The 26,523-nt window shown below is 44.7% G+C and carries 24 protein-coding genes; 18 read left to right on the plus strand and 6 right to left on the minus strand.

What is annotated here, in order from left to right:
• Window positions 1-8 precede the first annotated feature (8 nt).
• The 4 genes from fabF to HNQ43_RS04625 are packed head-to-tail and all read left to right on the plus strand — an operon-like array spanning window position 9 to window position 2,703.
• Window positions 9-1,244, plus strand: coding sequence for a beta-ketoacyl-ACP synthase II (gene fabF / locus HNQ43_RS04610; protein WP_183375248.1), 1,236 nt, complete (start codon window positions 9-11; stop codon window positions 1,242-1,244).
• A 2-nt stretch (window positions 1,245-1,246) separates the two neighbouring features.
• Entirely contained in the window at window positions 1,247-1,681 is a 435-nt protein-coding gene (gene fabZ / locus HNQ43_RS04615) for a 3-hydroxyacyl-ACP dehydratase FabZ (RefSeq protein WP_183375250.1), read from the plus strand.
• A complete protein-coding gene (locus HNQ43_RS04620; RefSeq protein ID WP_183375252.1) occupies window positions 1,678-1,998 on the plus strand; it encodes a holo-ACP synthase in 321 nt (106 codons plus the stop codon). Before fabZ ends, HNQ43_RS04620 begins: the two co-directional genes overlap by 4 nt.
• Window positions 1,999-2,703 carry a lysophospholipid acyltransferase family protein gene (locus HNQ43_RS04625; RefSeq protein WP_183375254.1) on the plus strand — a complete coding sequence of 235 codons (705 nt, stop codon included), beginning with the start codon at window positions 1,999-2,001 and terminating at the stop codon, window positions 2,701-2,703.
• Here HNQ43_RS04625 and HNQ43_RS04630 read toward each other — a convergent pair.
• Both HNQ43_RS04630 and HNQ43_RS04635 read right to left on the minus strand, forming a co-directional pair.
• Complete coding sequence (locus HNQ43_RS04630; RefSeq protein ID WP_183375256.1) at window positions 2,658-3,404, minus strand: biotin--[acetyl-CoA-carboxylase] ligase; 747 nt, start codon at window positions 3,402-3,404, stop codon at window positions 2,658-2,660. The two genes, HNQ43_RS04625 and HNQ43_RS04630, sit on opposite strands and share 46 nt — an antisense overlap.
• 117 nt (window positions 3,405-3,521) lie before the next feature.
• Window positions 3,522-3,761 (minus strand): DUF3781 domain-containing protein, encoded by a 240-nt coding sequence (locus HNQ43_RS04635; RefSeq protein ID WP_183375291.1) that lies wholly within the window; start codon window positions 3,759-3,761, stop codon window positions 3,522-3,524.
• 113 nt (window positions 3,762-3,874) lie between these two features.
• On the opposite strand from HNQ43_RS04635, the gene HNQ43_RS04640 reads away from it, so the two are divergent.
• The 6 genes from HNQ43_RS04640 to HNQ43_RS04665 all read left to right on the plus strand — a co-directional run bounded on the left by HNQ43_RS04640 (window position 3,875) and on the right by HNQ43_RS04665 (window position 11,841).
• Window positions 3,875-4,852 (plus strand): asparaginase, encoded by a 978-nt coding sequence (locus HNQ43_RS04640; protein WP_183375258.1) that lies wholly within the window; start codon window positions 3,875-3,877, stop codon window positions 4,850-4,852.
• A 68-nt stretch (window positions 4,853-4,920) separates the two neighbouring features.
• Complete coding sequence (gene uvrB / locus HNQ43_RS04645; RefSeq protein WP_183375260.1) at window positions 4,921-6,891, plus strand: excinuclease ABC subunit UvrB; 1,971 nt, start codon at window positions 4,921-4,923, stop codon at window positions 6,889-6,891.
• Window positions 6,892-6,905: 14 nt separating this feature from the next.
• Window positions 6,906-8,345: a helix-turn-helix domain-containing protein gene (locus HNQ43_RS04650; protein ID WP_183375262.1), complete on the plus strand. Its 1,440-nt coding sequence runs from the start codon at window positions 6,906-6,908 to the stop codon at window positions 8,343-8,345.
• Between the two features lie 110 nt (window positions 8,346-8,455).
• On the plus strand, window positions 8,456-9,043 hold the full coding sequence (locus HNQ43_RS04655) for a TVP38/TMEM64 family protein (RefSeq protein ID WP_183375264.1): 588 nt from the start codon (window positions 8,456-8,458) through the stop codon (window positions 9,041-9,043).
• 39 nt (window positions 9,044-9,082) lie between these two features.
• The gene (locus HNQ43_RS04660; protein WP_183375266.1) at window positions 9,083-9,790 is read left to right on the plus strand and encodes a response regulator transcription factor; all 708 of its coding nucleotides are present in this window, start codon (window positions 9,083-9,085) and stop codon (window positions 9,788-9,790) included.
• On the plus strand, window positions 9,790-11,841 hold the full coding sequence (locus HNQ43_RS04665; protein ID WP_183375267.1) for a sensor histidine kinase: 2,052 nt from the start codon (window positions 9,790-9,792) through the stop codon (window positions 11,839-11,841). Before HNQ43_RS04660 ends, HNQ43_RS04665 begins: the two co-directional genes overlap by 1 nt.
• A gap of 22 nt (window positions 11,842-11,863) precedes the next feature.
• Here the strand turns inward: HNQ43_RS04665 and nudC are convergent, their stop codons facing one another.
• The 3 genes from nudC to HNQ43_RS04680 are packed head-to-tail and all read right to left on the minus strand — an operon-like array spanning window position 11,864 to window position 14,953.
• Complete coding sequence (nudC, locus tag HNQ43_RS04670; protein WP_183375268.1) at window positions 11,864-12,685, minus strand: NAD(+) diphosphatase; 822 nt, start codon at window positions 12,683-12,685, stop codon at window positions 11,864-11,866.
• A gap of 41 nt (window positions 12,686-12,726) precedes the next feature.
• Window positions 12,727-14,388: a glutamine--tRNA ligase/YqeY domain fusion protein gene (locus HNQ43_RS04675; protein ID WP_183375269.1), complete on the minus strand. Its 1,662-nt coding sequence runs from the start codon at window positions 14,386-14,388 to the stop codon at window positions 12,727-12,729.
• A 31-nt stretch (window positions 14,389-14,419) separates the two neighbouring features.
• Window positions 14,420-14,953: a GNAT family N-acetyltransferase gene (locus HNQ43_RS04680; RefSeq protein WP_183375270.1), complete on the minus strand. Its 534-nt coding sequence runs from the start codon at window positions 14,951-14,953 to the stop codon at window positions 14,420-14,422.
• Between the two features lie 15 nt (window positions 14,954-14,968).
• On the opposite strand from HNQ43_RS04680, the gene HNQ43_RS04685 reads away from it, so the two are divergent.
• The 4 genes from HNQ43_RS04685 to abc-f all read left to right on the plus strand — a co-directional run bounded on the left by HNQ43_RS04685 (window position 14,969) and on the right by abc-f (window position 19,781).
• Window positions 14,969-15,796, plus strand: a complete 828-nt coding sequence (locus HNQ43_RS04685; protein WP_183375271.1) for a glycoside hydrolase family 25 protein — start codon at window positions 14,969-14,971, stop codon at window positions 15,794-15,796.
• Window positions 15,797-15,805: 9 nt separating this feature from the next.
• Complete coding sequence (locus HNQ43_RS04690; RefSeq protein ID WP_183375272.1) at window positions 15,806-16,612, plus strand: MBL fold metallo-hydrolase; 807 nt, start codon at window positions 15,806-15,808, stop codon at window positions 16,610-16,612.
• Window positions 16,613-16,642: 30 nt separating this feature from the next.
• A complete protein-coding gene (locus tag HNQ43_RS04695) occupies window positions 16,643-18,103 on the plus strand; it encodes a C69 family dipeptidase (RefSeq protein WP_183375273.1) in 1,461 nt (486 codons plus the stop codon).
• Between the two features lie 205 nt (window positions 18,104-18,308).
• Entirely contained in the window at window positions 18,309-19,781 is a 1,473-nt protein-coding gene (abc-f, locus tag HNQ43_RS04700) for a ribosomal protection-like ABC-F family protein (RefSeq protein WP_183375275.1), read from the plus strand.
• On the opposite strand, the gene HNQ43_RS04705 is transcribed toward abc-f, so the two are convergent.
• Entirely contained in the window at window positions 19,773-20,627 is an 855-nt protein-coding gene (locus tag HNQ43_RS04705; protein ID WP_183375276.1) for a MurR/RpiR family transcriptional regulator, read from the minus strand. The genes abc-f and HNQ43_RS04705 overlap by 9 nt on opposite strands.
• Window positions 20,628-20,685: 58 nt before the next feature.
• On the opposite strand from HNQ43_RS04705, the gene HNQ43_RS04710 reads away from it, so the two are divergent.
• The 4 genes from HNQ43_RS04710 (at window position 20,686) to HNQ43_RS09260 (ending at window position 26,383) form a co-directional block, all read left to right on the plus strand.
• Window positions 20,686-21,429 carry an inositol monophosphatase family protein gene (locus HNQ43_RS04710; RefSeq protein WP_183375277.1) on the plus strand — a complete coding sequence of 248 codons (744 nt, stop codon included), beginning with the start codon at window positions 20,686-20,688 and terminating at the stop codon, window positions 21,427-21,429.
• Between the two features lie 58 nt (window positions 21,430-21,487).
• Window positions 21,488-22,618 carry a DUF362 domain-containing protein gene (locus HNQ43_RS04715; RefSeq protein ID WP_183375278.1) on the plus strand — a complete coding sequence of 377 codons (1,131 nt, stop codon included), beginning with the start codon at window positions 21,488-21,490 and terminating at the stop codon, window positions 22,616-22,618.
• 114 nt (window positions 22,619-22,732) lie between these two features.
• A complete protein-coding gene (locus tag HNQ43_RS04720; RefSeq protein ID WP_183375279.1) occupies window positions 22,733-23,932 on the plus strand; it encodes an aspartate kinase in 1,200 nt (399 codons plus the stop codon).
• A 201-nt stretch (window positions 23,933-24,133) separates the two neighbouring features.
• Complete coding sequence (locus HNQ43_RS09260) at window positions 24,134-26,383, plus strand: Ig-like domain-containing protein (RefSeq protein ID WP_183375280.1); 2,250 nt, start codon at window positions 24,134-24,136, stop codon at window positions 26,381-26,383.
• The last annotated feature ends 140 nt before the right edge of the window (window positions 26,384-26,523 follow it).

The following is a 26,523-nucleotide window of genomic DNA, read 5'->3' on the forward strand; positions in this document are numbered from 1 at the left end:
GAGGAGTTATGCGAAGAGTCGTAATCACAGGATTGGGATGTGTTTCTCCCATTGGAAATGATGTAGCTGCTTTATGGCAAAGCATAGAAGAAGGACGATGCGGAATCGATCAAATCACATGTTTTGATACGAGCGATTATAAAGTTAAACTGGCCGGTGAAGTCAAAGACTTGGATATGGAGCTTTATTTTTCCAAGCGCGATCTGAAGTTCAATGACCGGTTCACCCAGTTTGCCCGTATCGCATCCAAACAAGCCATGGAGGATGCCGGGTTTTCTAGGGATCCAGATAATGCGAATCGTTTTGGGTGTGTTTTAGCTTCAGGAATCGGGGGAATCGCATCGATCGAGCAAGCCTCTCAAACTTTGGACAAACGGGGGCCATCTCGAGTTTCGCCTTTCTTTATCCCTATGGCATTGTCCAATCTGGCCGCCGGACAAGTGGCGATTGACTGGGGCTTGAAAGGCTCCACGACTTGTATCGTAACGGCATGCGCAGCCAGTTCCAATGCGATCGGGGAAGCGTTTCACCGCATTCGGGATGGCTATGAAGACTGCATGTTGGCAGGGGGTTCAGAAGCAGCCATCACTCCATTGGCCATTGCCGGTTTTCAGTCGATGCGAGCCTTGCATACGGGGGAAGATCCCCAATGCGCCAGCATACCATTCGATGCCCGGCGAAGCGGATTTGTGATGGGAGAAGGAGCGGGCATGCTGGTTTTGGAAGAATTAGAACATGCGCAGGCTCGCCATGCGAAAATTTACGCAGAGATCGTCGGATATGGATCCAGTTGTGATGCCCATCATATTACGGCACCTTTAGATGATGGTTCTGGAGGGGCTCAGGCGATGACGCAGGCTTTAGAAGATGCCCGGATTCCATCGGATGCGATCGATTATATCAATGCCCACGGAACCAGCACATCGCTGAATGATAAAACAGAGACCAAAGCGATCAAACTGGCTTTTCAGGAACATGCGAAACACTTGGCTGTTTCTTCTACCAAAAGCAATACCGGACATCTGCTAGGGGCCAGCGGCGCAATTGAAGCGATTATCAGTGTCAAGGCTTTGGAACAAAGTTTTGTTCCGCCGACGATCCACTACGAACAAGAAGATCCGGAATGCGACCTGGATATCGTGCCGAATCAGGGACGTCATCAGGATCTCCAATATGTAATGAGCAATTCTTTAGGGTTTGGAGGACATAACGCCTCCTTGATCTTTAAGAAATGGGAGGACTGACTATGCGGCTGACAAATGAAGAAATCAAAGCGATCTTACCTCATCGGTATCCGTTCTTATTGGTGGATCGCATCGAATCCATCGAGGAAGAAACGAAAACGATTGTCGGAATCAAATGTGTCAGTGCCAATGAGATGCAGTTTTTAGGTCATTTCCCGCAAAAAAGCGTGATGCCGGGCGTCTTGATCGTAGAAGCCATGGCACAGACCGGTGCAGTTCTATTATTAAAAGATCCCGCCAATGCCGGAAAACTTCCTCTGTTTGCCGGAATCAATAAAATGCGGTTTTCTCGCCCGGTCACTCCCGGGGATGTACTGACGATGACGGTGCAGTTCAAACGCCAGATCGGCGGTATTTGTATCGCCAGCTGCGAAGCCAAAGTAGGGGATGAAAAGGCAGCCTCAGGGGAGATCTTATGTGCGCTGCAGGAAGTATGATGCCTAAAATCGGTTGTGACATTGTCCAAATCGATCGTCTTCAGGAAAAAGACAGCTTGGCCAAACGAATCCTTAGCAAGAACGAATATCAGCGCTACCAGAGTTTTGCCGGACATCGGCAGGCAGAGTTCTTGGCGGGGCGGTTTGCGGCTCGTGAAGCGATCGTAAAAGCTTTGCCGATTCCGTTGCATTATTCGCAAATCGAAATCGATCCTCAAAAAGAGATCCATTATGAAGGGTACAAGATCCAGATTTCAATTTCGCACGACGGAAATTATGCCATGGCTGTCGCCTTGATTCAAAAGGAGGCAGCTTAGATGCGCAAGATCTATATGGTCAAAGCTTTGCCTTTTCTTCCGGCCGCCTGGCTGAGTTCTTTGATCTATGCGAAAAAAACGGAAGAAGAAAGTCAAGTGCGGTTAAAAAAATGGAGCCGGCTGATTTTAAAAGTCCTAGGACTTCATTTAGAGATTCAAGGACAGAATAATATTCCGAAAGATCGTACGATCTATTTTGTATGTAATCATCAGGGAACTTTGGATCCGGCCTTGATTTTGGCAAGCTGTCCGGTTTCTGTAGCTTTTATTTCCAAAAAGGAAAATGAGAAAATGCCGATTTTTGGTCAATGGGCGAAAAATATCGGAACGCTGCATTTTGACCGAGAAAGCCGAGAGGGCAATGTGCATATGCTTCGGGAAGCAAGCCGACAATTAAAAAAAGGAAAGAACTTATTGATCTTTCCTGAGGGAACCCGGTCAAAAGCGGATCGAATGCATGAATTCAAAGCTGGGGCCTTGTTGCCGGCATATATGGCGAAAGCGGTCATTGTGCCCGTTGTACTGCATCATTCTTATATACTGGATGTGAATGAGAAGGTATCGCGCAATCTAAAAATCGAATACGGAAAGCCTGTTGACTTGGCTTTAAAAGATCGTATGGATCAGGAAACCTGCGCTAAACAGCTTCACGACTGGATTCAGGGACGAATCGAGATTTCGGCGGAAACCAGAGATTCAGATTGACCTTGGGAGTTTTCGATAAGTAAATGAAAGTGATCATCGATACCGCGTACGATTCCTGAGCGCGTCTGGCCTTGTTGGTGAATATAGACTTTCTGGTTGACATAAGCCAAGTGTTTTCGATAGTCTTCCAAGGCCTTGTCAGGAGCAGCCAGATAGTCATCAAAAGAATGTAAAAACTTCGCAATCAAGATCGAGCGAGGTTTTTTTATGGGCACAAAATCTTCGATGGATGCCGCAATAGAGGCGATGTCTAAGGGCTTTTTGAAAGAGTGAACATTGATGCCGATTCCTAAGATCATGGCTTTCATCTGGTTCCCGAAGAAGAGACTTTCACACAAGATGCCGGCTATTTTTTGATCTTGCACCATAAGATCATTGAGCCATTTGATGGAAGGCGTGATTCCATATACCGTCTGGATCGCTTTGAGGGCACTCAAGGCGGCAATTCCGGTCAGATCAAAAATTGTATTCGGATCGTTTTGGGGCTTGATCAACAAAGACATATAGATTCCGCAGCCTTTTGGAGAATAAAAGGAACGCCCGTTTCGCCCTTTTCCCTGGGTCTGGCCTTCCGCGATCACGATTGTCTTTTCAAAAAGGTCGAGGCGGCTTTTCAGATATTCATTGGTGCTGTCAATCGTATCCAAATGAAGGAAAGAATAGGTTGGGCATAGTTTTTTTAAAACTCTTACATCGATCATGCTTGTATCTTATCAATTTTAGAACAAGGATACAAATCTTGTGTAATCGGGTTGTACCTTTATTCAGGCATTCCAAAGCCCATTGTTTCTCATTTATCACAAAATAGATAGGATTTACTAAACAATATGGGCCGTGATAATGGTATAACTGTATGAATTGATAGTGATTTTGATATTTTCAACTTCGCAATACCAATTTTTACCTTGTTTGTTTATGTTGCATTGTTTCTTAAGCACCTTATTTTTACAATACTCAACAACATCATCTGTATCTATTTTCAGATTTCTTTTTATTCTATCCACTCCCATTTCAGTGGTATGAATTCTATCAATATTATCAAGTAATATTTTTTTTATCTTCCATTCGTTTTCTCCCCTATACCTCTATGTTTCTTTGTCTTCAGTATAAAAAATCTTGCTTTCTTTTAAAAGAGAAAAGAGGTATCATCGTAGCGATAGGAAGTGAAAATATGAAACATATCGTGATCATCGCAACGGGCGGAACGATAGCCGGCAGCGGCGAATTTGGCAAGGCAGCAGAATATGCAGCAGGAAGATTCAGTGTAGAAGAGATCTTAAAAAGTGTTCCGGCGATACGATCTCTAGCCTCGATCCAGACGATCCAGCTGTGCAATGTTGACAGTAATGAAATGAATCAGCAGCGGTGGATCAAATTACGCGACCAGATCCATGAAGTGGCAAAGGATCCTCAAACAGATGGAATCGTTGTGACGCACGGGACAGACACATTAGAAGAGACGGCCTTTTTTTTGAATTTGACTCTTCATACCGACATTCCAATCGTTTTGACCGGTTCGATGCGCCCTGCCACCTCTGCCAGTGCCGATGGTCCGATGAACTTATACCAGGCAGTGGCTCTGGCCGCAAGCGATCAGGCTAAAGGAGCAGGTGTTTTGGCCGTATTTTCGGATACGATCTATTCGGGCCGGGATATTCGCAAAACCAACAGCTATAAAACGGACGCCTTTGAAATCGATCACTTTGGTTCGTTAGGTTATATGCGCGATGACCAAGTATATTTCTTAAACCGTTCAAAACGGGCACATACTCTGACATCGCCTTTTTCGGATTTGAAGATCGAGCACTTTCCAAAAGTCAATATCGCGTATTGGCATTGTGATGGCGATGAAGAGACTCTTCGTGCCTTATGTCAAAATGCGAAGGGTTTGGTAATTGCCGGCAGTGGCAGCGGGAATTATTCCAAGGTTTGGCAAAAAACGATCCATGAACTGGCTAAAGATCACTTGATCGTTCGCGCCAGCCGCGTGCCAAAAGGAATCGTCTTTGATTCTGCTTTCTTTGATCCCGATCACGATACGATTTCCGCTTTTACATTCCCGGCACATAAAGCCAGGATTTTATTGATGTTGGCGATGATGAAAACCGGCGACAAAGAAAAGATACAAAATTGGTTTGAAACATTGTAGTGCTGAATTTAGGACAGCACTTTTTGTATGCGTTGAGATTGATCGTAGATGATTGTATAATGAGGCATATGGGAAAGTTTGAATTGGTATCGGATTATAAACCAAGCGGGGATCAGCCTCAGGCGATCCAGGCTTTGGTCCAAGGGTTACAAGAGCATAAAAAATATCAAGTATTAATGGGGGCCACAGGGACCGGAAAGACATTTACGATCTCGAATGTAATTGCGGCCGTCAATCGCCCGACGCTGGTGTTTGCCCATAATAAAACGCTGGCGGGGCAGCTGTACTCGGAATTCAAGGAGTTCTTTCCGCATAATCGGGTAGAGTACTTTGTTTCGTATTTTGATTATTACCAGCCAGAAGCGTATCTTCCGAAAACGGATACGTATATCGATAAAAACACAAAAACAAACGAAGAACTGGACATGCTTCGAATGGCCGCGGTAAATTCGGTGCTGGAACGCCGCGATACAATCATTGTCGCCAGTGTTGCCTCGATCTATGGTGCTTCCAATCCGGATCAATACCGGGATATGATCTTTACTTTGCGAACCGGGCAAGCAATCGAGCGCAAGGCGCTTTTGACAGCTTTGGTCAATCAGCAGTATAAGCGCAATGATACGGATCCTTTGCGCGGTACGTTTCGAGTCCGCGGCGATGTGATCGAGATCACACCGGGTCATACGGATTCTTACTTGATTCGTATCGAGCTGTTCGATGATGAAATTGAGCGGATCTGTGAAGTCGATCCGGTGACCGGTAAAGTGAAACAGGCTTATTCTGTTTATATAATTTATCCTGCCAATGGGTATGCCACCAGCATGGATGTGATGGAAAGAGCCGCCCATACGATCGAAGAAGAGCTGGAAGAGCGTTTGGATTATTTTGATAAGGCAGGAAAGCCCTTAGAAAAGGAACGCCTGGAACAGCGCTGTCGTTATGATATCGAAGCGTTGCGGGAATTCGGAGTCTGTCCGGGGATCGAAAACTATTCCCGGCACATCGACGGCCGCAAGCCGGGGGAAAGACCATATACCCTCTTTGACTATTTCCCGAAAGATTTTCTTTTGGTCGTGGATGAAAGTCATGTCTCTTTACCGCAGATTCGCGGGATGTATAATGGAGACCGGGCCCGGAAAGAAGTCCTGGTTGAATATGGCTTTCGTCTGCCGAGCGCTTTGGACAACCGTCCTTTACGCTTTAACGAGTTTGAAGGGCTGATCGATCAAGCGATCTTCGTCTCGGCTACTCCGGGAGATTGGGAATTGGAACAGACAAATCAGGAAGTGATCGAACAGATCATCCGGCCAACGGGACTGCTGGATCCGGAAGTGGAAGTTCGCCCTATCGAAGGTCAAATTGATGATTTGGTGGATGAAATCAAAGACCGCATTCAAAAAGGACAGAGGACGCTGATCACGACCTTGACTGTACGCATGGCCGAAGATTTGACGGCTTATCTGAAAGAAATGGACCTGAAGGTGGCTTGGCTACATCATGAAGTGACCACAATTGAACGAACCGAGATCATTCATGATCTTCGTCAAGGAAAATACGATGTGTTGGTGGGGATCAATCTGCTTCGTGAAGGTTTGGATATTCCGGAAGTTTCTTTGATTGCGATTCTGGATGCGGATAAAGAAGGGTTCTTGCGCAGCAAGCGATCTTTGATCCAGATCATTGGCCGGGCCGCACGAAATGCCGAGGGAAGAGTCATTCTCTATGCGGATACGATAACGGAAAGTATGCGTTATGCCATCGATGAAACAAACCGGCGCCGACAGATCCAAATCGCCTATAATAAACAACACGGGATCGTGCCCAAGACGATCATCAAGCCTATACACGATGTCGTGCGCTCTAAAGAGACCAAAGAAATGGCTGCCCGCTATCTTAAGAAAAAGAAGATGCCGGCAAAACAAAAAGAAGTTCTTTTGGAGAATATTCAAAAAGAGATGCGTGAAGCAGCGCGTACGCTTGATTTTGAAAGAGCTGCCCAGCTGCGCGACATCTTATTTGAATTAAAAGAAAAAGACTAAACGGAGGTTTGTCTATGTCTGAGTTTTCTCAAATGTTGGAAAGTTATGTGAATGAGAAAAAAGTCAATAAATTTCAGATGGCGAAATATCTTTCCATCGATCGTTCCAGTTTACATAAGATCATTCAAGGCCAGCGAAATGCACCATCGAAGAACCTGGTGATTCGCATGGGAAAATATTTGGAACTTTCTCCCTATGAGTTAAATGAGCTTTTAGAGCTCTATTCCATTTCTTTGATCAGTCCGCAGCGCTATTATCGCCGCAAAAATGTACAACTGTTTCTGGAGTCGTTTGATCCCAATCCGTCTTTGATCGAAATGCCTTCTTTTCAGGCGAGCGATCTGCCGAATCTGAATCGGTCGGTGATCCCTCTGAGAGCTAACGGAATCCATTTAGAACATCTTCTGTATCAAATCAACGAACGAGAAAAAGAAAGCGGAAAAGGTACGATCCGCTTTTTAGGGACACCAGAACTCCCCGGCTTTGAAAACTTGTTTTCGCAGCTGACTGCAGGAACGCAAGTTAAACACATCTTGCCCTTTGTCCGCTATGAGAATGCAGCCGATTACAAAAATGATCAGAACTTCCTGTATCTATCGAAAGTGGTTTCCGTGTATGCTCAGTTTTCGGATCGGCTGATTGACTATCAAACTTCTTATTATTACTCAGGAGAATCGATCCGTTCCCATTTTCCGCCCTTTCCATATTGGGTCATTACTTCGGAGTACGCTTTGCAGCTATCGGAAGACTATAAGGAAGGAATCTTTTATCAGGATCCGGACATGGTTGCTTTTATGGCAGAGACCTTTGATGGGTTATGGAACCGAACCAATTTATTGTTGATCCCGGTACAAGATGGCTTGTCTCAGCTGCGCCTGAATCAAGAATTATTGAAGGCCAAGACAGAGTCGGAGATCCATTTTTCGTTAGTGCCATGTCTGATGCCTTTTTTGACAAGACGAGAAATTGAGAAGTATCTGGCGCCAAAGCTTCCGGATAGAGAGAAATTCATTGATTTGCTGGATCAGTATATAACGGCTATATGCCAGCGCCATGCGCAAGTCCATCCGCAGATGATCTTTAGTCTGGATGGCATTAGGCGTTTTATGGAAACCGGTGTTTTTGATGAGTTTCCGCTTGATCTTTATTCCCCGCTAAAGATGCAAGATCGTAAACGGATCTATTCTCGATTTCTTCAAAAGGCGAATCAATATGAATATAAACTGTTGAAAGAAAACATGGGAACCATCGTCAATGGGATCCGTGTCAATCTTTCGGATTCTATGGGCTTTATCCAGTTTATGACCCATACAGGGAAAGTGATCTTATTGTCGTTAGAACACCCTAGTTTTCTGGCATCGTTTAAAGATTACTTCGAAACGATGGATCCGGATCGCTTCTTCACTTCAGAAGAAACGATAGAGAAACTGAATAAGCTTCAATATTCATTCTAAGACTGAGTCAATTTGACCAGTCTTTTTTTCTTTCTTTAGAAAAATTTAAGACTTTTTACCAAAGGCCTTTACTTTTTTTCGCTATCTTAATAGTGAAAAGGAGGAAGCAGATGGCGGATTCTAAAAAATGGATTACATTTTTGACGATTGTTACGACGGGGTTCTGTCTATGGTTTTTTGTCTTTTTGTTTCAAGAAGGCTATTTATTGGATCCGTCTAAGCTGCAGACTCTGTTGGTGCACTCCGGGGCCTTGGCACCGGTCCTGTTCGTGGGATTACAAATCTTCCAGACTGTGATTCCTGTCATCCCCGGTGGTGTGACCAGCGCGATTGGCGTGATCTGTTTTGGGAATATCGGCGGTTTTATTTTGAATTATATCGGATTATGTGTCGGTTCGATCATTGTATTTTGGCTGGTCAAAGTATATGGGCAACCTTTTATCCGCAAGGTGGCAGAGCCAAAAACAATCGATAAATACATCGGCTGGCTGGACCGCGGCAAAAAATTCGACCGGTTTTTCAGCTTTGCGATCTTAGTTCCGGGATTTCCAGATGATATCTTATGTATGATTGCGGGCTTGACCAAAATGACATACGTTCGTTTTATCGCTATTATTTTGTTGTGCAAACCTTTGGGACTGATCTTGTATAGTCAAGGGCTGACTTCTTTGATCCAAGGAGTTGCCAGGTTGTTTTAGTCAATTGTGAATGATAGAGTAGACAAAGGGGGAATGATTATGGAGCATACCATTTTAGTTGTGGAAGATGAAACAGGGATTCGCAAAGCGATCTGTATTTATATGAAAAATCAAGGCTACCGGGTGTTCGATGCGGCCAATGGAAAAGAAGGCTTGGAGCTTATAGAGAAAGAGGATATTCATTTGGCCATTGTGGATATCATGATGCCGGTCATGGATGGAGTGACAATGGTTATGAAAGCCAGAGAAACGCATGATTTTCCGATTCTTTTTTTGAGTGCGAAAAGCGAAGAAGTCGATAAGATCCATGGGCTCAACATTGGTGCTGATGACTACATCACAAAACCATTCGCATCCACAGAACTGATTGCCCGGGTACGGGCTCAGCTGCGTCGTTATGAACAGATCTTGGCTTTGAAAAAAGGACAAGAATCCAAGGATTCCTGTTATGTCGTGGGGGATTTGGAGCTGGAGCCGCTGACCAAGGAAGTCCGGGTGGCCGGGAAACTGGTGCACTTGACGCCAAAAGAATTTAAGATCTTGGAATTGTTGATGAAAAATCCGGGGCGCGTCTATTCTGCCCAGCAGATCTATGAGCTTATATGGGAAGAAGAAGCCATCAATACTGAAACGATCATGGTGCATATTCGAAAACTGCGGGAGAAGATCGAGGCCGATCCGAAAAGGCCGCTGTATATTAAAGTGGTATGGGGGATCGGTTATAAAATTGAAAGGATGGAATCGTGATGAAAAAGAGCTATCGGCTTCTGGCAGGTTTCTTTTTGGTCTGTGCCCTCTGTTCCGGAGTCGTTTCCTTTTTGATGCCTCGTTTAAATCCGCAGGCTACTTCAAATATAGAGGATGTCGATTTCTATTTAGTGGAAGATATTCAGTGGCTGATCGTTGGGAAGATGATGGATATGGATCCTTCCTATTCTTTGGTAGAATGTGAGGATGAAAGTCTGCAGGAACAGATGAATCGCGCTATCCAGGATAATGTACGCCGGGCTGCTTATGAGTTAGATAATGACCCGAACTTCTTTTATCGGGTAAATTCTGGCCAAAAAACAGATGAGCGTCAATTTGATGAAGATCTGTCAATTGAAGATTGTTTATTTTATGGTGTGCTGAATTATGATCAGTCAGGCAATCTCACGCAAGAAGGAACGATGAGCGTACCGGATTTTAGTTTTTTATCGGTAGATTATATTTACTCGCTCTATGATATCGTTTATTCCTATGGCTTTGAAGATGATTCTTCTATGGATCTACAGATTATACCGCCTTCGAATTTAGAGGTGGAGATCCGGATCCCAAAGGAGATGAACGAGAAAAAAGGGACGGTTTATAACTGCATCTATAATGAATCTTTATGGGCTCCATTTACTCTGGTAGCTTTTTTCGCTGGATCTGCAGTAGTGGGTCTTTACATCTTGATTGCTTCGTATCGCTCTTTGAGCCTTGTACAGCCTTTTAAGACCTTGTTGGGATGGAAAGCTGAATTCAACGTGGTGTTTCTTGGGTTTGTCACTTCGATGATTCTTTTGCTTGGAATCTATAGTATTGGATTGACGCTGGACGGCAGACTCTTGCCGGCGATGACCCGATTTGGTTTGCCGCTGCCGGCGCTCTGGGTCGGAGCTCTAAACTTTATCGCCTATTTCTTGTCCATGGTTCTGATCGGCATGTGTCTGTATTATGTCAAATATGCTCTTTGTTCCGGGCCGATCCGCTTCTTGAAAGAAGATTCGTGGCTGGGAGGACATATCTATAAAATTGTTAAGGATTTAAAAGATCAGAAGAATTATGATCTGGATTCAAAAGTAAAAAATTTGATTTTTAAAGCCGTTTTGCTTAATACGATCATCGTCTTTCTGCTGTCTTTGTTCTGGGGCTGGTTCCTTGCTTTGATCTATGGCGTTTGTACGTATCTTTTCTTGGTGAAAAAAGCGAAAGAACTGACGGATGAATATGGGAAAGTGCTTGGTCGCATGGACCGTATGGGACAAGGTGATTTTTCAATTTCGGAAGCAGAACAAACACAGATCCTGCCGGCCCTGCAAGAAAGATTGGATACGCTTCAAGAAGATTTTGAAGGGGAAATCAAAGAAAGAGTCCGCTCGCAAAACATGAAAACGGAATTGATCACAAATGTTTCTCATGATTTGAAAACGCCTCTGACGGGCATTAAAAACTATTTGGAGTTATTGAACGATCCTAATCTCTCAGAGGAGGAGAAACGCGAATACCTGGGGCGCCTGGATCAATATACAGACCGGTTAAGCAAGTTGATCGAAGATCTTTTTGAGGTCTCCAAGGCCAACTCCGGCAACATTGAGTTGTGCTTTCAGCCGGTGGATATTGTTTCTTTGGTGGAACAAGTCCTGGTAGAAAATGAGAAACTGTTAGAGAAGGCGCAGCTGATTCCCGTCTTGCGTAAACCGGATACTCCGGTTGTATGCGAATTGGATGGCGATAAAACGGTGCGGATCTTTGAGAATCTGATTTCTAATGTGTCCAAATATGCGCTTTCGAACACGCGGGTGTTTATAAGAATCGAAAAAGTAAAAAATCAAGTGTTGATTACGATTCAGAATATCTCAAAAACGCCTTTGGATTTCGATCCGGAAGATATCACAGAACGCTTTGTTCGGGCGGATGAATCGCGGCATGAACCAGGCAGCGGCTTGGGGTTGGCCATTGTCAAGAGTTTTTGCGAAGTTCAAAACGGAAAGTTTGAAGTTTGTTTAGATGGGGATGTCTTTAAAGGAATTGTTACTTTTACGATACAAGAATAAAGCTGCGGCGATCCGCAGCTTTTTAACGATAGTCGTTGATTTTAAATCGATAGATCATTTCAGAAGTTAGAGAACCATCCAGATTCTCTTTTCCATATAGTAAGTCGGCCCGCGAGATCCAGTAAGCCGTTTGCAGTTCATTGGTATCCAGGCGGATCGGGCCATCATGATCCAGTTCACAATAAAATCCGGCAAGGACGTCACTGACGATTCCCCAAGGCTGTGATTTATAATACCGGATATTTTTGACATGAAGTCCGACTTCTTCATAGACTTCGCGTGCAACAGTCTCTTCTAATGTTTCTCCAATCTCAACAAATCCGGCTAATAAAACTTGTTTAGAACGGCCGGGGTATTGCGCTAACAAGATTTGATCCTGGTGGGTCAGGGCGATGATCACGGCCGGAAAGATCCGGGGATATTCGATGACGCCGCAAGCCGGACAAACCAAAGCTCTTTCGGTTTGACTGGGAATGAGAGCCTTGCCGCATCGGCCGCAGAATCGGCGATTGCGATACCAGTCATAAAGATGAAAACCAGTCGCATAGGCAAACCCGAAATGATGAGGCTCACTGCGTGTCAAAGGGCGCAGTTCGTGGTAGGCATAGTGATTTTGTTCCGGGACATGCATGACTAGAAAATAGGGATCTTGATCAATGGAAAACAGGTAGATCGCCTGCGAAAGATCAAGATCTAATTCTTTGGCCCGCGGGCAGCAAATCTGATCGTTTTTATATTGACTCAACGCTTCTTTTCCTCGAAAAGAAAGAATATAGCTTTCGGGTGAGGGCAAGATCTTTTGAAAGGCATTATCAAAAGTATGAGGGGCGATATCTTGGATCATAAATCAATCTCCTTTGAAAAAAGGTTTGGGATCTCCAAACCTTATTTTGGTAATTTAAAGGAACTCTTTAAAGATACGATACGGTTAAAGACAAGATGGTCATCGGTCGTATCTTTTTCGTCGACACAGAAATAGCCGTTTCGAACAAACTGAAATTTGTCTTGTTTTTTGGCGTTCTTGACAAATGGTTCGACGTAGCAAGTGTCCACGACTGTGCATGAATTCGGGTTCAAATTCAGACTGCCATCTTCGTTATAAACGCCTTTTTCCTCATCTACGAGGTTTTCATAAAGACGAGCGGTTGCCTGAATCGCATGATGGACAGGCACCCAGTGAATTGTTCCTTTGACTTTACGGCCGGTAAAACCGGAACCGACTTTTGTCTCAGGATCATAAGTCGCATGCACTACGGTCACATTTCCATTTTCATCTTTCTCGAAGCCGGTACATTTGACAAAATATGCATTCATCAAACGAACCTCGTTTCCCACGAAAAGACGGAAGTATTTTTTGACCGGATTTTCCATAAAGTCTTCTCGTTCGATCCATAATTCTCTTTCAAAAGGAATCTGCTTTTTGCCGGCGTTTGGATCATCCATATTGATGCTTCCCTCCACCATTTCAAATGTATCTTCCGGATAGTTGTCGATCACCAGCTTGATTGGATCCAAAACCGCCATGACACGGGGTGCTTTTGGCTTCAGATCTTCTCGAAGACAATATTCCAGGTAGGCGTAGTCGCTGGAGGAATTCGCCTTGGTGACGCCAATCAGACTCATCAACATTTGAATGGATTCAGGCGTAAATCCACGGCGGCGCAAGGCTGCAATCGTGACTAAGCGCGGATCATCCCAGCCATCTACGATGTTTTCATCAACCAGGCGTTTGATATATCGCTTTCCGGTGATGACATTGGTCAGATACATCTTGGCGAATTCGATTTGTTTAGGCGGCTGTTCAAATCCGACTTCACGAACGACCCAGTCATACAAAGGACGATGGTCTTCAAACTCTAAAGTACAGATCGAATGCGTAACGCCTTCAATGGCATCTTCAATAGGATGGGCAAAATCGTACATCGGATAGATCACCCATTTGTCGCCGGTATTATGATGGGTTTGGCGGGCGATTCGATAAATGATCGGATCGCGCATATTGATATTGGGAGAAGCCATGTCGATCTTGGCGCGCAAGACTTTGGCTCCGTCTTCAAATTCTCCGTTTTTCATCGCTTCGAAAAGCTGAAGATTTTCCTCGATCGAACGATTGCGGTACGGCGAATCTTTTCCGGGCTCTGTCAGGGTGCCGCGGTAGGCACGAATCTGATCCGGATCCAGATCGCAGACATACGCTTTGCCCTTTTTGATCAGCTTAACGGCAGCTTCGTACATTTGATCATAATAGTTGCTGGCGAATTTAACTTCTCCATCATAGTGAGCGCCTAACCACTCCACATCTTTTTTGATGGATTCTACAAATTCGACTTTTTCTTTTGTCGGGTTGGTATCGTCAAAACGAAGATAGAATTTTCCTCCATACTCTTTGGCTAATCCATAGTTCAATAAGATGCTCTTGGCATGCCCGATATGCAGATAACCGTTTGGTTCGGGCGGAAAACGGGTCACGACCGAACTATAGGTGCCATTTTGCAGGTCTTCATCTATGATTCGTTCAATAAAATTTTTTCCTTCATTTGTTTCCATGGAACTCATCCTTTCATGTGACATCAGTATATCATACCCGTTTGGGTTTTTCATTGGGATCTTGGGTGGCGAAAAGCTCTTTCCAAAGGGCCACAAAGGTGCCGGGGGCCAAGGTGCCGTTAGCCACCAGAATCTCAAATACATCTCCGTTCCAGCGATAAGAATCCGGACTGTCGACAAAACCGTTTCGATAGTAAAAAGCTTTACGGCGTTTTCGCTGTTCGAGATTATCGCATTCGACTTGATCGGATTCCACATCGATCGCAATGACCGCTTCTTTTTTTTCTTCTTTGATCCATTCCAAGATCTTTGAGCCTAGTCCATGACTGCGAAAAGCAGGGTCGATGGCAAGATAGCGGACTTGACAGATGCCTTTATAATCTAGATAGTCAATCATTCCGGCCAGTTTGGTATGTTCCGGATCGGAATAGACGCCGACAAGATGAGAACCTGGCCACCGCAACAAGTCCGCGTACGGGACGCGTTCTTTTGGGGGGAATGCATCGAGATAGAGATCGAGGATCTGAGGATCTTTTGTGGTTGTTTCCTTATAATAAAGCTTCATGTCTCTCATTCTATCATGTTTTCAGAAGGAGTTCAAAATGGTACAATACGTACCATGAAGAAACGTAGAAAATTTCGACTCGGCCGGGTGTTGCTGTTGTTGATGGTCCCTTTGTTTTTGTTGATAATGATTGGAGTAGGCATCCAAAAAGTCTTTTTTTCAAAGCCGGAAGTCTATGATCCCAGCCTTTTTGTCTTAGAAGGAGACCGCATGACATATCAGGATCCGTCTTATGAAACGTCTTGGGGGATCGATGTCAGCGAACACAATCAGATCATCGACTGGGATCAAGTGGCCGATGACGGAGTGGAATTTGTCTTTGTCCGGCTTGGGTACCGTGGCGGGATCGAAGGACAGCTGCATGAAGATGAGACCTTTTCTGCGAATATACAAGGGGCTCGAGAGGCTGGATTAGAATTGGGAGTCTATTGGTATTCCAGCGCCATCGATCAAGAAGAGCTTCAAGAAGAGATTGATTTTGTCTTGGAGAGACTGGAAGGCATTCAACTCGATCTTCCGGTGGTCTACGATATGGAGATTTTTGATGCAGATCAGGGGCGAATCAATTCTTTGAGTGTGGAAGAAAAAACCGATTTGGCCTTGGGATTTTGTGATGCCATGGAAGAGGCTGGCTATGAATCGATGGTGTACGGCAATTATACTTGGCTGCATGAGCATCTGGATCATGAGCGTATTCTTGATCAGAATATTTGGTATGCCGCCTATCAAGAAACGCCAGATATGACGGAAAATTTTACGATCTGGCAATACTCTCAGACTGGACAGGTTGCCGGGATCCAAGGAAATGTGGATCTGAATATCCGCCTGACCAAAAAAGAATAGAGGGACAAAATGAAGATCACAGTATTGATAGAAAACACAGGACCCCAGAATCTCTATGCGGAGCATGGTCTCAGTCTTTTGATTGAACAAGCCGGCAAGCGGTATTTGCTGGATGGAGGACAAAGCGAAAGCTTTTTAAAGAACGCTCAGAAGATGCAGATCGATCTGAATTTGATCGATCATACGATTCTTTCCCATGGACATTATGATCATGGCAATGGTTTTTTGGCATATTTAAGCCAGTATCCGGATCGCAAGATCTGGGCTTCTCATACGATCTTTGAGGACTATTATTCGGGTTCAAAAGGAAAGATCCACTATATCGGATTAAGTCCAAAACTCAAAGCGCATCGCGATCGATTTCAACTGATCGATCACGATATCCGACTGGATGAACAAGCCGCTTTGATCCTTGATGAAATCGATGAAGATCCGCAAAGTTCTTTAAAGAAAAAAATGTATCGCAAGAATCAGGATCAATTTGAACCCGATCTTTTTTCACACGAGCTGAGCTTGGTTTTTGATACGCCGCAGGGATTGATTCTTTTCAACAGCTGTTCGCATGCGGGATTGCGAAAGATCGTGGAGCCGATTCGTCACAAATGGAAACGTCCGATCTATGCGTATGTAGGAGGCCTGCATATGAAGGATGAACAAGACTCTGGCTTTGTTCAAGAACAGGCCCGATACATTGAAGAACATATCCAATTTGTCTATACCGGGCATTGTACCGGCAAGCTTTCTTATCAGCGATTAAAAACAAGTTTAGGTAAACGGATCCAGCCTTTGACAACAGGACAGAGAATAATACTGTAGATGACCAATAAAAAATGGAAGGATGATAATATGGCATGTACAACAATATTAGTGGGTAAAAAAGCATCTTACGATGGTTCTTGTATGATTGCGCGCAACGATGATTCGGCGGCCGGATCTTATACGGCAAAAAAGTGTATCGTGGTCCATCCTCATACACAGCCTCAAAAATACGAAAGTGTACTTTCGCATGTGAAGATCGATCTGCCTGAAGAGGCGATGCGCTACACGGCCGTGCCCAATGCGGTAGAGGGCGAAGGAATCTGGGCTGCTTGCGGCATCAACGAGGCCGGTATCGGCATGAGTGCTACCGAGACGATCACATCCAATCCTCGTGTATTAGGAGCGGATCCTTTAGTGGTGTATGATCCTGAAACACAGACGCCGGGAGGGATTGGTGAAGAAGACTTTGTGGTTTTGGTTTTACCGTATATTCGCAGTGCTCGAGAAGGGGTGCTTCGCCTGGGGGCCTTACTAGAAAAATATGGAACATATGAAATGAACGGGATTGCTTTTTCGGATGCGGATGAAATCTGGTGGATGGAGACGATAGGGGGCCATCACTGGATCGCCCGCAAAGTGCCGGATGATGTCTATGTGGCAATGCCCAATCAGTTTGGCATGGATGCTTTTGATTTGGAAGATGCCTTGGGAAAGAAAGAGAATCATTTGTGTTCACAGGATTTGAAAGATTTTATCGATCGTTATCACCTGAATCTGTCTTTGGATTCTTCGTTTGATCCGCGGGCTGCATTTGGCTCTTGCGATGATGCGGATCATGTATACAATACACCAAGAGCCTGGTATATCGAGAAGGTTTTGAATCCTCATACCAAAAAATGGGAAGGCGAAGGGGCAGACTATACACCGGAATCGGATGATCTTCCGTGGTGTATGCATCCGGAGAAAAAGATTACGATAGAAGATGTAAAATATATTCTTTCTTCTACCTATCAAGGGACGCCATATGATCCTTATAAAGGATATGGCGATCGTTCTTGTGCCGGAATGTATCGCTCGATCGGAGTGAACCGCACGAGCTTTTTAGGCTTGATCCAGCATCGGCCGGGCAAAGAAGCGTTAGAGTGGATCGCTTATGCATCCAATGTATTCAATGTGATGATTCCCTTATACCCGCAAGTGTCAAAAATGCCGGACTATATAGCGAATACGACTTCAAAAGTGACAACGGAAAACTTTTATTGGATGAGCCGGATGATTGCGGCTATGGCGGATGCCAGTTATAAACGATCCCATAACACGATAGAGCGTTATCAAAACAAAGTGGCTGCCAAAGCTTATGAGATCGTTCATAGAACCGATGAAACTCTTAAAAAGATCACGGATCCATCACGGCGTCAGGAAATCTGTGAAGCAGCAAACGAAGATATTTGCGCTATGGTCAAAGAATGTGCACAAGATACGTTAGATAAGGTGTTATTTGCGTTAAGTGAACAGATGAAAAACGCTTATGCACGCAGCGACGCTTAAATATTGATGTTTGTTTTTTGACGTGCTATAGTGGTTTTGGTGATAAGATGAAGATGTTCAAACAAAGAGGAGCAAAAGAATAGAAGGTGTGACGAACAGTTCTGTCGTTTTTGTGTGTTTTGTTTGAGCGAGTGATTCATGTAACATCCAGAAGAAGAAACCGGTACTGTTTGTGCCGGTTTTTTTTATGAGCGGAGGTGATTTTATGGCAAGGATATTAGTGGAGGATCTTAGTTTTTCTTATGATGGCAGCGAACCGATCTTTGATCATGTCAATTTTTCAATCGATACGAATTGGAGATTGGGATTTGTGGGCAGAAACGGTCGAGGAAAGACGACGTTTTTGAATTTGCTGCTGGGGAATCTGGAATATAGAGGAAAAATAGCGTCTTCGGTCTCCTTTGATTATTTTCCTTTTCCTATACCCGATCCGACTTGTCTGACATGGCAGGTCGTGTCGCAGCTTGCTTCGATGGCCGAAGATTGGCAGATCGTACGGGAATTTTCCTATCTGGAACTGGACCCCATGGTTTTGGAGCGGCCCTATGAATCATTGTCGCAAGGGGAAAAGACAAAAGTGATGTTGGCAATCTTATTTGTTCGGCCAGGAAACTTTTTGTTGATCGATGAGCCGACCAATCACCTGGATCGTCATGCCCGCCAGGTATTGAGCGCCTATTTAAAAAGAAAACGAGGATTTATTCTGGTGTCGCATGATCGTGAAGTTTTAGATGGCTGTGTCGATCATATCTTGGCTATCAACCGGCATTCGATCGATGTACAAAGCGGAAACTATTCTGCTTGGTTTTCTGCTTTTGAACAAAAACAAGAACATGAAAAAGCCGAAAATGAACGATTGCGAAAAGACATTCGCCGCTTGCAGGAATCGGCATCTCGAAGTGCAGGATGGTCAGACCGTATAGAGGCTTCCAAGATCGGAGCGGCCGATAAAGGGTTTGTCGGACATCGCTCTGCGAAAATGATGCAGCGTTCTAAAAATATTATGCGCAGAAAAGAAGAGGCTGCAACGCAAAAAAAGGGGTTGCTCAAAGATGTCGAAACAACAGAACCTTTGACTTTTCAGTGCCTGATTCCTCCTTCAAAACGGTTGATCCATGCCAAAGATCTGACTGTTCTTTACGATGGAGAGTCTGTCTTTGATCCTGTATCCTGGGATCTGGAAGTTCAAGATCGGATGTTTTTGGAAGGAAACAACGGCAGCGGAAAAAGCTCATTGATTCGAGCGATTCGTCATGAAGAAATCCAAACCAAAGGGCTGCTGGAGATGGCGGGTCATCTGAAGATTTCTTATGTTGGTCAAGATGCTTCTGATCTGCAGGGATCTCTAAAGGCATATGCTCAAAGGTATGCTATCGATCGCAGTCTTTTCTTTAGTATTCTTTCGAAAATGGGATTTTCCAGAAGTCAATTTGATCAAGATTTGGAGTCTTACTCCGATGGGCAAAAAAAGAAGGTCATGATTGGACGCAGTCTGTGTGAATCGGCGTATTTGTATGTCTGGGATGAACCGCTCAACTTTTTAGATATTTACAGCCGGATTCAAATAGAAGAGGCAATTCTTGCGAGTCGCCCGACCATGATCTTGGTGGAACATGATGCTTTTTTTCAGAAAAAGATTGCCACGAAATCGGTTGTGCTAAAGAAAGCTTTAGATTGAGCGGTCGTCCATAAAATCAATGGAATCTTTCAGGATCTGCTGATTTTGAATGCGGTCCAGATTATAGATGCAGCCGTATAAAACATCGATCACATACTGCATGGCCATATGACTGGCATATTGAGAGATGCGGTCCCGCAATTGTTCGTTATCGCTTAAGGAAAGGTGGATGTCGGTATTCCGTGCCGAAGAATAGGGGCCCACTTTCGAGATCAGGATCACGGGCACTTTTTTCTCTTTCAGTTTTTTTAAGATCGGTCCCAAGAAAGAGGCCTTGCCGGAATAGGACAGGCATAGTGCGACATGGCTGGGATCGCTGGCCAAGGCACAGAGGCGTTGTGAATAAAAGGAGAGCGGCAAATTGACCATGTGTCGAATCGTCATCATTTTGTCTTGGAAAGATTGCGCTATGCTGGTGTTATGAGCATGGGTATAGATATCGATCACTTTTGCTTTGTGTAAAAGATGAGCGGCTCGCAAGAGGTCTTGTTCCGCTAAGCAGGCCAGTGTGTCTTGGATCGTTGTCTGATACAGTGTTTGGATCTTTCTGGCGATCTCTAATGGCGGATCCTGGGCGAGAAAAGGGTAGTTCACATCAAAAGATGCATTGTGATCTGTATCTTCCAGACTTTCTTTTGCCAGTTGGATCTTCAACTCGTTGAAGCCGCGGTATCCCAGTTTCTTGCAAAGACGAAGGATCGTGGATCTCGAGGTATAAGAAGATTGTGACAGTGTTTGCAGATCTTGTTGGATCACTTCATTGCGGTGATCCAGGATATAGTGTGCCAATTCGGATTCCAAGAAAGTCAGATCGGGGCTTGAAAGAATAAGTTTTTCGAATTTCATAGATTCATCATACCATAGAATTGATGATACAATGAATGCGAAAAAGAGGTGGATGCGCATGGAAAACAAACAGGTTGAGATCATATTGAGAAACGTACAAGAGATTGGTCAGAAATTAAAGGGACAGAGAAATTTTAAAATCGATCAGAAAAGCGGGATCCAGGATCTGGTTACATCAATGGATAAAAATACGGAGATTGCTTTGCGTCAATGTCTTCGAGAAGTTACGCCGGACTGTACCTTTATCGGAGAAGAAGGAACACAAGAGATGAGCAAAAAAGTATGGATCATCGATCCAATCGATGGGACGACAAATTTTATAAACTCGCAAGAGGGATATGCGATTTCATTGGGGTATTTTGAAGATGCCGAGCCGGTTTTGGGGATCGTTTATGATGTCGCGTCAGAAACTCTCTATCATGCATTTGATCAGCGTGCTTATATCAATGGAATACAAGTACAGGATCTGCCTGAGATCCGTTCTTTATCTGAAAGTGTATGGGATGCGGGCATGGCTACCATGCATAAGAATCCGAAACTTTTTGATCTGTGCCGAATCACCCGAGGGCATCGGGAATTAGGAAGTGCTGCCTTGGCAATCATCAAAGTAGCGCTGGGCAAATTGGACTTTTATGTCACGGAAAATGCCAAATGTTGGGATTATGCCGGCGGGATTCCTTTTTTAAAGGCTTGCCAAGGAACTTATTGGATGCGGGATGATTTTTTTGTTTGCACACCGAATTTAATGGTGGTTGCGCGCAGTGAAGAAGTTTTGGAACAAGTAAAAAGTTATTTGAAATAACTATTGTTTCTGGAAAAAGACTTAAGTACAATACGCTTGAAAAGGGTAGGTGAAAGAAATGGAAAAGGCAAAAGTATATTTTACGGATTTTCATACAAAAGCTTTTGGCGACGGATTGCCGACAAAGCTTCAAAAATTGCTTCGCCGTGCAGGAATCGCCAATCTGGACATGGATGGAAAGTTTGTGGCAATCAAAATGCATTTTGGTGAATTGGGGAATATTTCATATCTTCGTCCCAATTATGCGCGTGCGGTTGTGGATGTTGTAAAAGAATTGGGAGGCAAACCGTTTTTAACGGATTGTAATACTATGTATCCGGGCAGTCGCAAAAACGCTTTAGAGCATTTAGAGTGTGCCTGGCAAAATGGTTTTACGCCTTTGACGGTCGGTTGTCCTGTGATCATCGGCGATGGATTGAAAGGAACGGATGATATCGATGTTCCTGTTCAGGGCGGTGAATATATCCAAAATGCCAAAATCGGGCGTGCCATCATGGATGCGGATGTATTCATTTCTTTGACGCATTTCAAAGGCCATGAAATGACAGGCTTTGGCGGGGCGATCAAAAATATTGGAATGGGATGCGGATCGCGTGCCGGAAAATGTGATCAGCATAGCAGCGGGAAGCCGCATATCGTAGAGGCGTCTTGTCGCGGCTGTCGTCAATGTCAGAAAGAGTGTGCCAATGGAGGCTTGGAATTTAACGAAACCACACGAAAAATGCATGTGAATCAGGAGAATTGTGTGGGGTGTGGTCGTTGTCTGGGTGCATGTAATTTTGATGCGATCAAATTTGATAACGATGCGGCCAATGCGCTTTTAAACTGCCGTATGGCTGAGTATACCAAAGCGGTAGTCGATGGCAGACCTTGTCTGCATATCTCTTTGATCGTGGATGTCAGTCCGAACTGTGATTGTCATGGAGAAAACGATGTGCCTATCTTGCCGAATATCGGAATGTTTGTTTCTCGGGATCCGCTAGCTTTGGATCAGGCTTGTGTCGATGCCTGCATGGCTGCAAAACCGTTGCCGGGAAGTCAATTGGCTAGGCACTTGGAGGATCCGAATTTTGAAGATCATCATGATCATTTTACGAATTCTGCGCCGGAGTCGGAATGGAAAAGTTGTTTGGACCATGCGGAAAAGATCGGCTTGGGAACGCGTGAATACGAATTGATCAAAATGTAAGCGACAAACGTTTATGAAGAGCCCATCTTCGTAAACGTTTTTTTCTGCGCATTTGTTTATTGAGGATTCAAGGGCAGAATGATAAAATATACCCGGTTTTATAGGAAAGTAATTATGAAAATTGTAGAAAAATATGGAGGAACCAGCGTTGGATCGATCGAACAGATCCAAGCCATTGCACAACATGTCAAGGCGATGAAAGAGGCCGGACACACATTGATCGTTGTCGCAAGCGCAATGGGTGGTATGACCAATAAACTGATCTCGCTGGCTTCACAAGTATCCAATCAGATAAACAAAAGAGAACTCGATTCGCTGTTGTCGACCGGAGAGCAACGGACGATCACGTTATTGGCTATGGCGATCGACGCGTTGGGAGTCCCTGCTATTTCATTGACTGGGTATCAATGTGGTTTTATTACGAGTCATCATCATGCCCATGCCAGAATCAAAGATATTGATCTGACCAATGTACAAAAACACTTGGATGAAGGAAAGGTCGTTGTCGTTGCAGGTTTTCAAGGGGCTACGGAAAATGGGGAGATCACGACTTTGGGGCGTGGAGGAAGTGATACGACCGCTGTGGCTTTGGCTGCCAAACTTGGCTGGGAATGCCACATTTATACGGATGTCAATGGGGTCTATACGATTGATCCTCGACTGTATCCTTCGGCAAAACGACTCAAGGAGATCAATTATTCTGAGATGATGCAGATGGCGTGTTTGGGCTCTGGTGTCTTGGAGACTCGCAGCGTAGAACTGGCTGGAAAATATCGGGTCCCCTTGTATTTGGGAAAGGCTTTAGAGGGGGCCAGGAAGAAAGGAACGTGGATCATGGAAAAAACGAAGCGTTTAGAAGATATGCCGATCACGGGAATCAGCGTCAAAGAGGATTATGCGATCATGCGCATCAATCACATCGAAAATGATGGTGTGTTTTTGGGGCGTTTGTTTCAAGTGATCGCTGATCTGAACATCAATCTAGATACGATCTCGCAGCAGCTTGATGATGAAGGAAAGGCTAATTTTTCTTTTTACTGTACTGAAGAACAGAGCCGAATGATCATGGAGAATATGGATAAGGTGGGAGAAAATTATCCGGTCACACGGATGTTAGGCTTTATCAAGCTTTCTTTGGTTGGTTTGGGTATTTCTACGCATAGCGGGATCGCATCAAAAGTGCTCAATACTTTAAGAGAAAATGAGATTCCTTACTATATGATCACGTCCAGTGAGATTTCGATTTCTTTAACAATCGATGCCCAAGACAAACAAAAAGCAATCCAGGTGTTGGGAGAAGCGTTTGACTTATAAACTAGAGGATCCTACTAAAGCGGACACACGAAAGCAGTATTCGTGTATCTGTGGCGGTAGGATTTTTTTTATAGGATGAGTCATCTTCGCAAGGAAAAACAGACAGTGGCGGGCTTTGTCTTTTGTTTGAAAAGGAATGAACTCTTATGACAGGTCTGATATAATTTAAATAGATACTAAACAATCAGGAGGTGAGAGGGTATGAAGAAAACGATAGGTAGAACCATAATTGCATTATTTACAGCGATAATATTGACTTTAAGCTTTATGCCAACGAGAGTATGGGCATTAAATTATGATACTCTCTGGATCGGAAATACCCGTATCACAGACACCGGCTACTGGACATCCGACGACGGCGGAACAACTTGGACTTCACAACAGACGCAGCCAGGGGGAGATAGCTATATATACTATGACGTCCAAGGAACTCTGGAACTGCACAATGTGACTATCCAGGGGAAATATGATGATAGCAATAGCAATTTTGGTGCCGGGATCTATGCTCTGAGCCATAGCGGGCAGCCGGTTTCCCTGACCATAAAGCTGATTGGTGAGAATACCATCACAGGCTTATATGGGATTTTTTTGAATGCAGAGATAAACGCGTCCAGCTATGGTACAAACGCCACTCTGACTATTACGGTTGAAAATAATGGCAGCCTGGGAGTATATGGTTCTGATCACGGAATATATGTCAAAAGCGGAAGTGGCGACGCCTCCCTGAACATCAAGAATGTCGCTGTCACAAGCAGCACCAATGGCAATTATGCCGCCGGCGTCTATGTGCATTCCAGCACGAGCGCTACCAACTCCCCGCTGCTCTCCCTTGCCGTCAATGGCGGCAGCCTGACCGCCAGCGGCGGCACGAGCAGCGATGGGATACTGTTCAATGTGGAATCGTCTCAAGCCACCGGTGCCACTACCAGTCTGACCGTCAGCGATAATGCCATTGTACGGGCCAACGGCGGGATCAAAGCTAGTCGTGTCGATGAACCTACACCATCAGGTACCGGCATCGTCTTTGACGGCACGGAAGGCACCGTGTACGACGATGTCACCCTAGACGAGAGCCTCACCATTAACCAGGGCGAAACCCTGACCATCCCGGAGGGGTCTACCCTCAACAGCAATGGCAACCTGACCAACAACGGCACGATCCTCGCCAGCGGCGGCACACTGGAAGGTACACTAAGCAACGGCACGACGCCCACGACGCCAAACATCACCGAGCAGCCGTATGACTACACTGTGACCGAGGGCGAAGACGCCACCTTTACTGTGGAGGCCAGCGCAGGGAGTGAAGCCCTGACCTACCAGTGGCAGCAGAGCACGGACAACGGCAGCAGCTGGACAAATATCGAAAGCGAAACCAACGCCAGCTATACCATAAACAGCACCAATACCAGTATGAACGGCTACCAATATCGCTGTGTTGTGACGGGCAGTGGCGGCGTCAGCGTGATCAGCCAAACCGCCACCCTGACGGTGCAGGCGAAGCCCGCCTCGGTCCCCGTCACCGGCGTGAAGCTGAACAAGGACAGCCTGACCTTACAGGAAAAAGGCAGCGATACTTTGACTGCTACAGTAGAGCCTGCCGATGCCACCAATCAAGATGTGATCTGGAAAAGCAGCGATACCAGCATTGCCACGGTAAGTGAAGATGGAACAGTGACTGCCATAAGCGCAGGCAACGCCACGATTACCGCCACAGCTGCGGACGGCAGTGGGAAAAGCGCCTCATGCTCCGTGACAGTAACACATGGCGATATGGTACATACTCCAAAGAAAGACGCCACCTGCACAGCAGATGGAAATGAGGAATACTGGACGTGTGAGACTTGTGGGAAGATTTTCAGTGACGCAGAGGGCAAGACAGAGATAAAGCTTTCCGATACGGTAATCTCGGCAACAGGGCATACTCTGACTAAGACGGAAGCGAACAAGGCGACCATGGATGCATCTGGAAACATAGAATACTGGTATTGTTCAGATTGTGAAAAATACTTTAAAGATGAAAAAGGGGAACATGAAATTACTCTTGATGAAACGATCATTGCGAAGCTGCCAAAACTATTGAACGGCGCCAATGTGGAGTGGTCAAAAGGTAAAAAAGAAGGTTTGACTTTCAGCGTGGATGCGAATATAAGTGATTTTATTGGAGTAAAGGTTGATCAACAGGAATTAGATCCTTCAATGTATGAGGTTCGTTCGGGAAGTACGATCATTACTTTAAAACCTTCTTATCTGGAATCCTTATCTTCCGGAAAACATGAAATTCGGATGGAGTTTAAATCTGGCACCATTCAGACCTATTTTACAATCAAAAAAGGGTCTGATTCTCAGACGCCTGAGACAGGACAACAAACAAATCTTTATATATGGATTGGTTTACTGGCGGCATCGGCACTGGTTTTGGGATTCATTGGATGGAAAAGGCATAGTAAATAAAGTAAAGAATTAGAGACTTGGAGCTCGTTAAAAAACGAGCTCTTTTTTTTGGCGCTTTAAATTCTGTTGGGGTTTTCCTAAATTCAATTTAAATCAAATTGGGGTGATTTCACCCCAATTTGTTTTTAAAGGCTCGATTC

The sequence above is a fragment of the Faecalicoccus acidiformans genome, assembly GCF_014202635.1.
Taxonomy (GTDB): domain Bacteria; phylum Bacillota_I; class Bacilli_A; order Erysipelotrichales; family Erysipelotrichaceae; genus Faecalicoccus; species Faecalicoccus acidiformans.

Excerpts from the sequence above, each read along its gene's own strand:
- nudC (WP_183375268.1), bottom strand. The coding sequence starts at position 12,685 with ATGATCCAAGATATCGCCCCTCATACTTTTGATAATGCCTTTCAAAAG.
- HNQ43_RS04630 (WP_183375256.1), bottom strand. The coding sequence starts at position 3,404 with ATGATCGATGTAAGAGTTTTAAAAAAACTATGCCCAACCTATTCTTTC.
- HNQ43_RS04695 (WP_183375273.1), top strand. The coding sequence starts at position 16,643 with ATGGCATGTACAACAATATTAGTGGGTAAAAAAGCATCTTACGATGGT.
- HNQ43_RS04655 (WP_183375264.1), top strand. The coding sequence starts at position 8,456 with ATGGCGGATTCTAAAAAATGGATTACATTTTTGACGATTGTTACGACG.
- HNQ43_RS04680 (WP_183375270.1), bottom strand. The coding sequence starts at position 14,953 with ATGAAGCTTTATTATAAGGAAACAACCACAAAAGATCCTCAGATCCTC.
- fabF (WP_183375248.1), top strand. The coding sequence starts at position 9 with ATGCGAAGAGTCGTAATCACAGGATTGGGATGTGTTTCTCCCATTGGA.
- abc-f (WP_183375275.1), top strand. The coding sequence starts at position 18,309 with ATGGCAAGGATATTAGTGGAGGATCTTAGTTTTTCTTATGATGGCAGC.
- HNQ43_RS04620 (WP_183375252.1), top strand. The coding sequence starts at position 1,678 with ATGATGCCTAAAATCGGTTGTGACATTGTCCAAATCGATCGTCTTCAG.
- HNQ43_RS04665 (WP_183375267.1), top strand. The coding sequence starts at position 9,790 with ATGAAAAAGAGCTATCGGCTTCTGGCAGGTTTCTTTTTGGTCTGTGCC.
- HNQ43_RS04685 (WP_183375271.1), top strand. The coding sequence starts at position 14,969 with ATGTTTTCAGAAGGAGTTCAAAATGGTACAATACGTACCATGAAGAAA.
- uvrB (WP_183375260.1), top strand. The coding sequence starts at position 4,921 with ATGGGAAAGTTTGAATTGGTATCGGATTATAAACCAAGCGGGGATCAG.
- HNQ43_RS04650 (WP_183375262.1), top strand. The coding sequence starts at position 6,906 with ATGTCTGAGTTTTCTCAAATGTTGGAAAGTTATGTGAATGAGAAAAAA.
- HNQ43_RS04675 (WP_183375269.1), bottom strand. The coding sequence starts at position 14,388 with ATGGAAACAAATGAAGGAAAAAATTTTATTGAACGAATCATAGATGAA.
- HNQ43_RS04715 (WP_183375278.1), top strand. The coding sequence starts at position 21,488 with ATGGAAAAGGCAAAAGTATATTTTACGGATTTTCATACAAAAGCTTTT.
- HNQ43_RS04705 (WP_183375276.1), bottom strand. The coding sequence starts at position 20,627 with ATGAAATTCGAAAAACTTATTCTTTCAAGCCCCGATCTGACTTTCTTG.
- HNQ43_RS04690 (WP_183375272.1), top strand. The coding sequence starts at position 15,806 with ATGAAGATCACAGTATTGATAGAAAACACAGGACCCCAGAATCTCTAT.
- HNQ43_RS04625 (WP_183375254.1), top strand. The coding sequence starts at position 1,999 with ATGCGCAAGATCTATATGGTCAAAGCTTTGCCTTTTCTTCCGGCCGCC.
- fabZ (WP_183375250.1), top strand. The coding sequence starts at position 1,247 with ATGCGGCTGACAAATGAAGAAATCAAAGCGATCTTACCTCATCGGTAT.
- HNQ43_RS09260 (WP_183375280.1), top strand. The coding sequence starts at position 24,134 with ATGAAGAAAACGATAGGTAGAACCATAATTGCATTATTTACAGCGATA.
- HNQ43_RS04720 (WP_183375279.1), top strand. The coding sequence starts at position 22,733 with ATGAAAATTGTAGAAAAATATGGAGGAACCAGCGTTGGATCGATCGAA.
- HNQ43_RS04660 (WP_183375266.1), top strand. The coding sequence starts at position 9,083 with ATGGAGCATACCATTTTAGTTGTGGAAGATGAAACAGGGATTCGCAAA.
- HNQ43_RS04640 (WP_183375258.1), top strand. The coding sequence starts at position 3,875 with ATGAAACATATCGTGATCATCGCAACGGGCGGAACGATAGCCGGCAGC.
- HNQ43_RS04710 (WP_183375277.1), top strand. The coding sequence starts at position 20,686 with ATGGAAAACAAACAGGTTGAGATCATATTGAGAAACGTACAAGAGATT.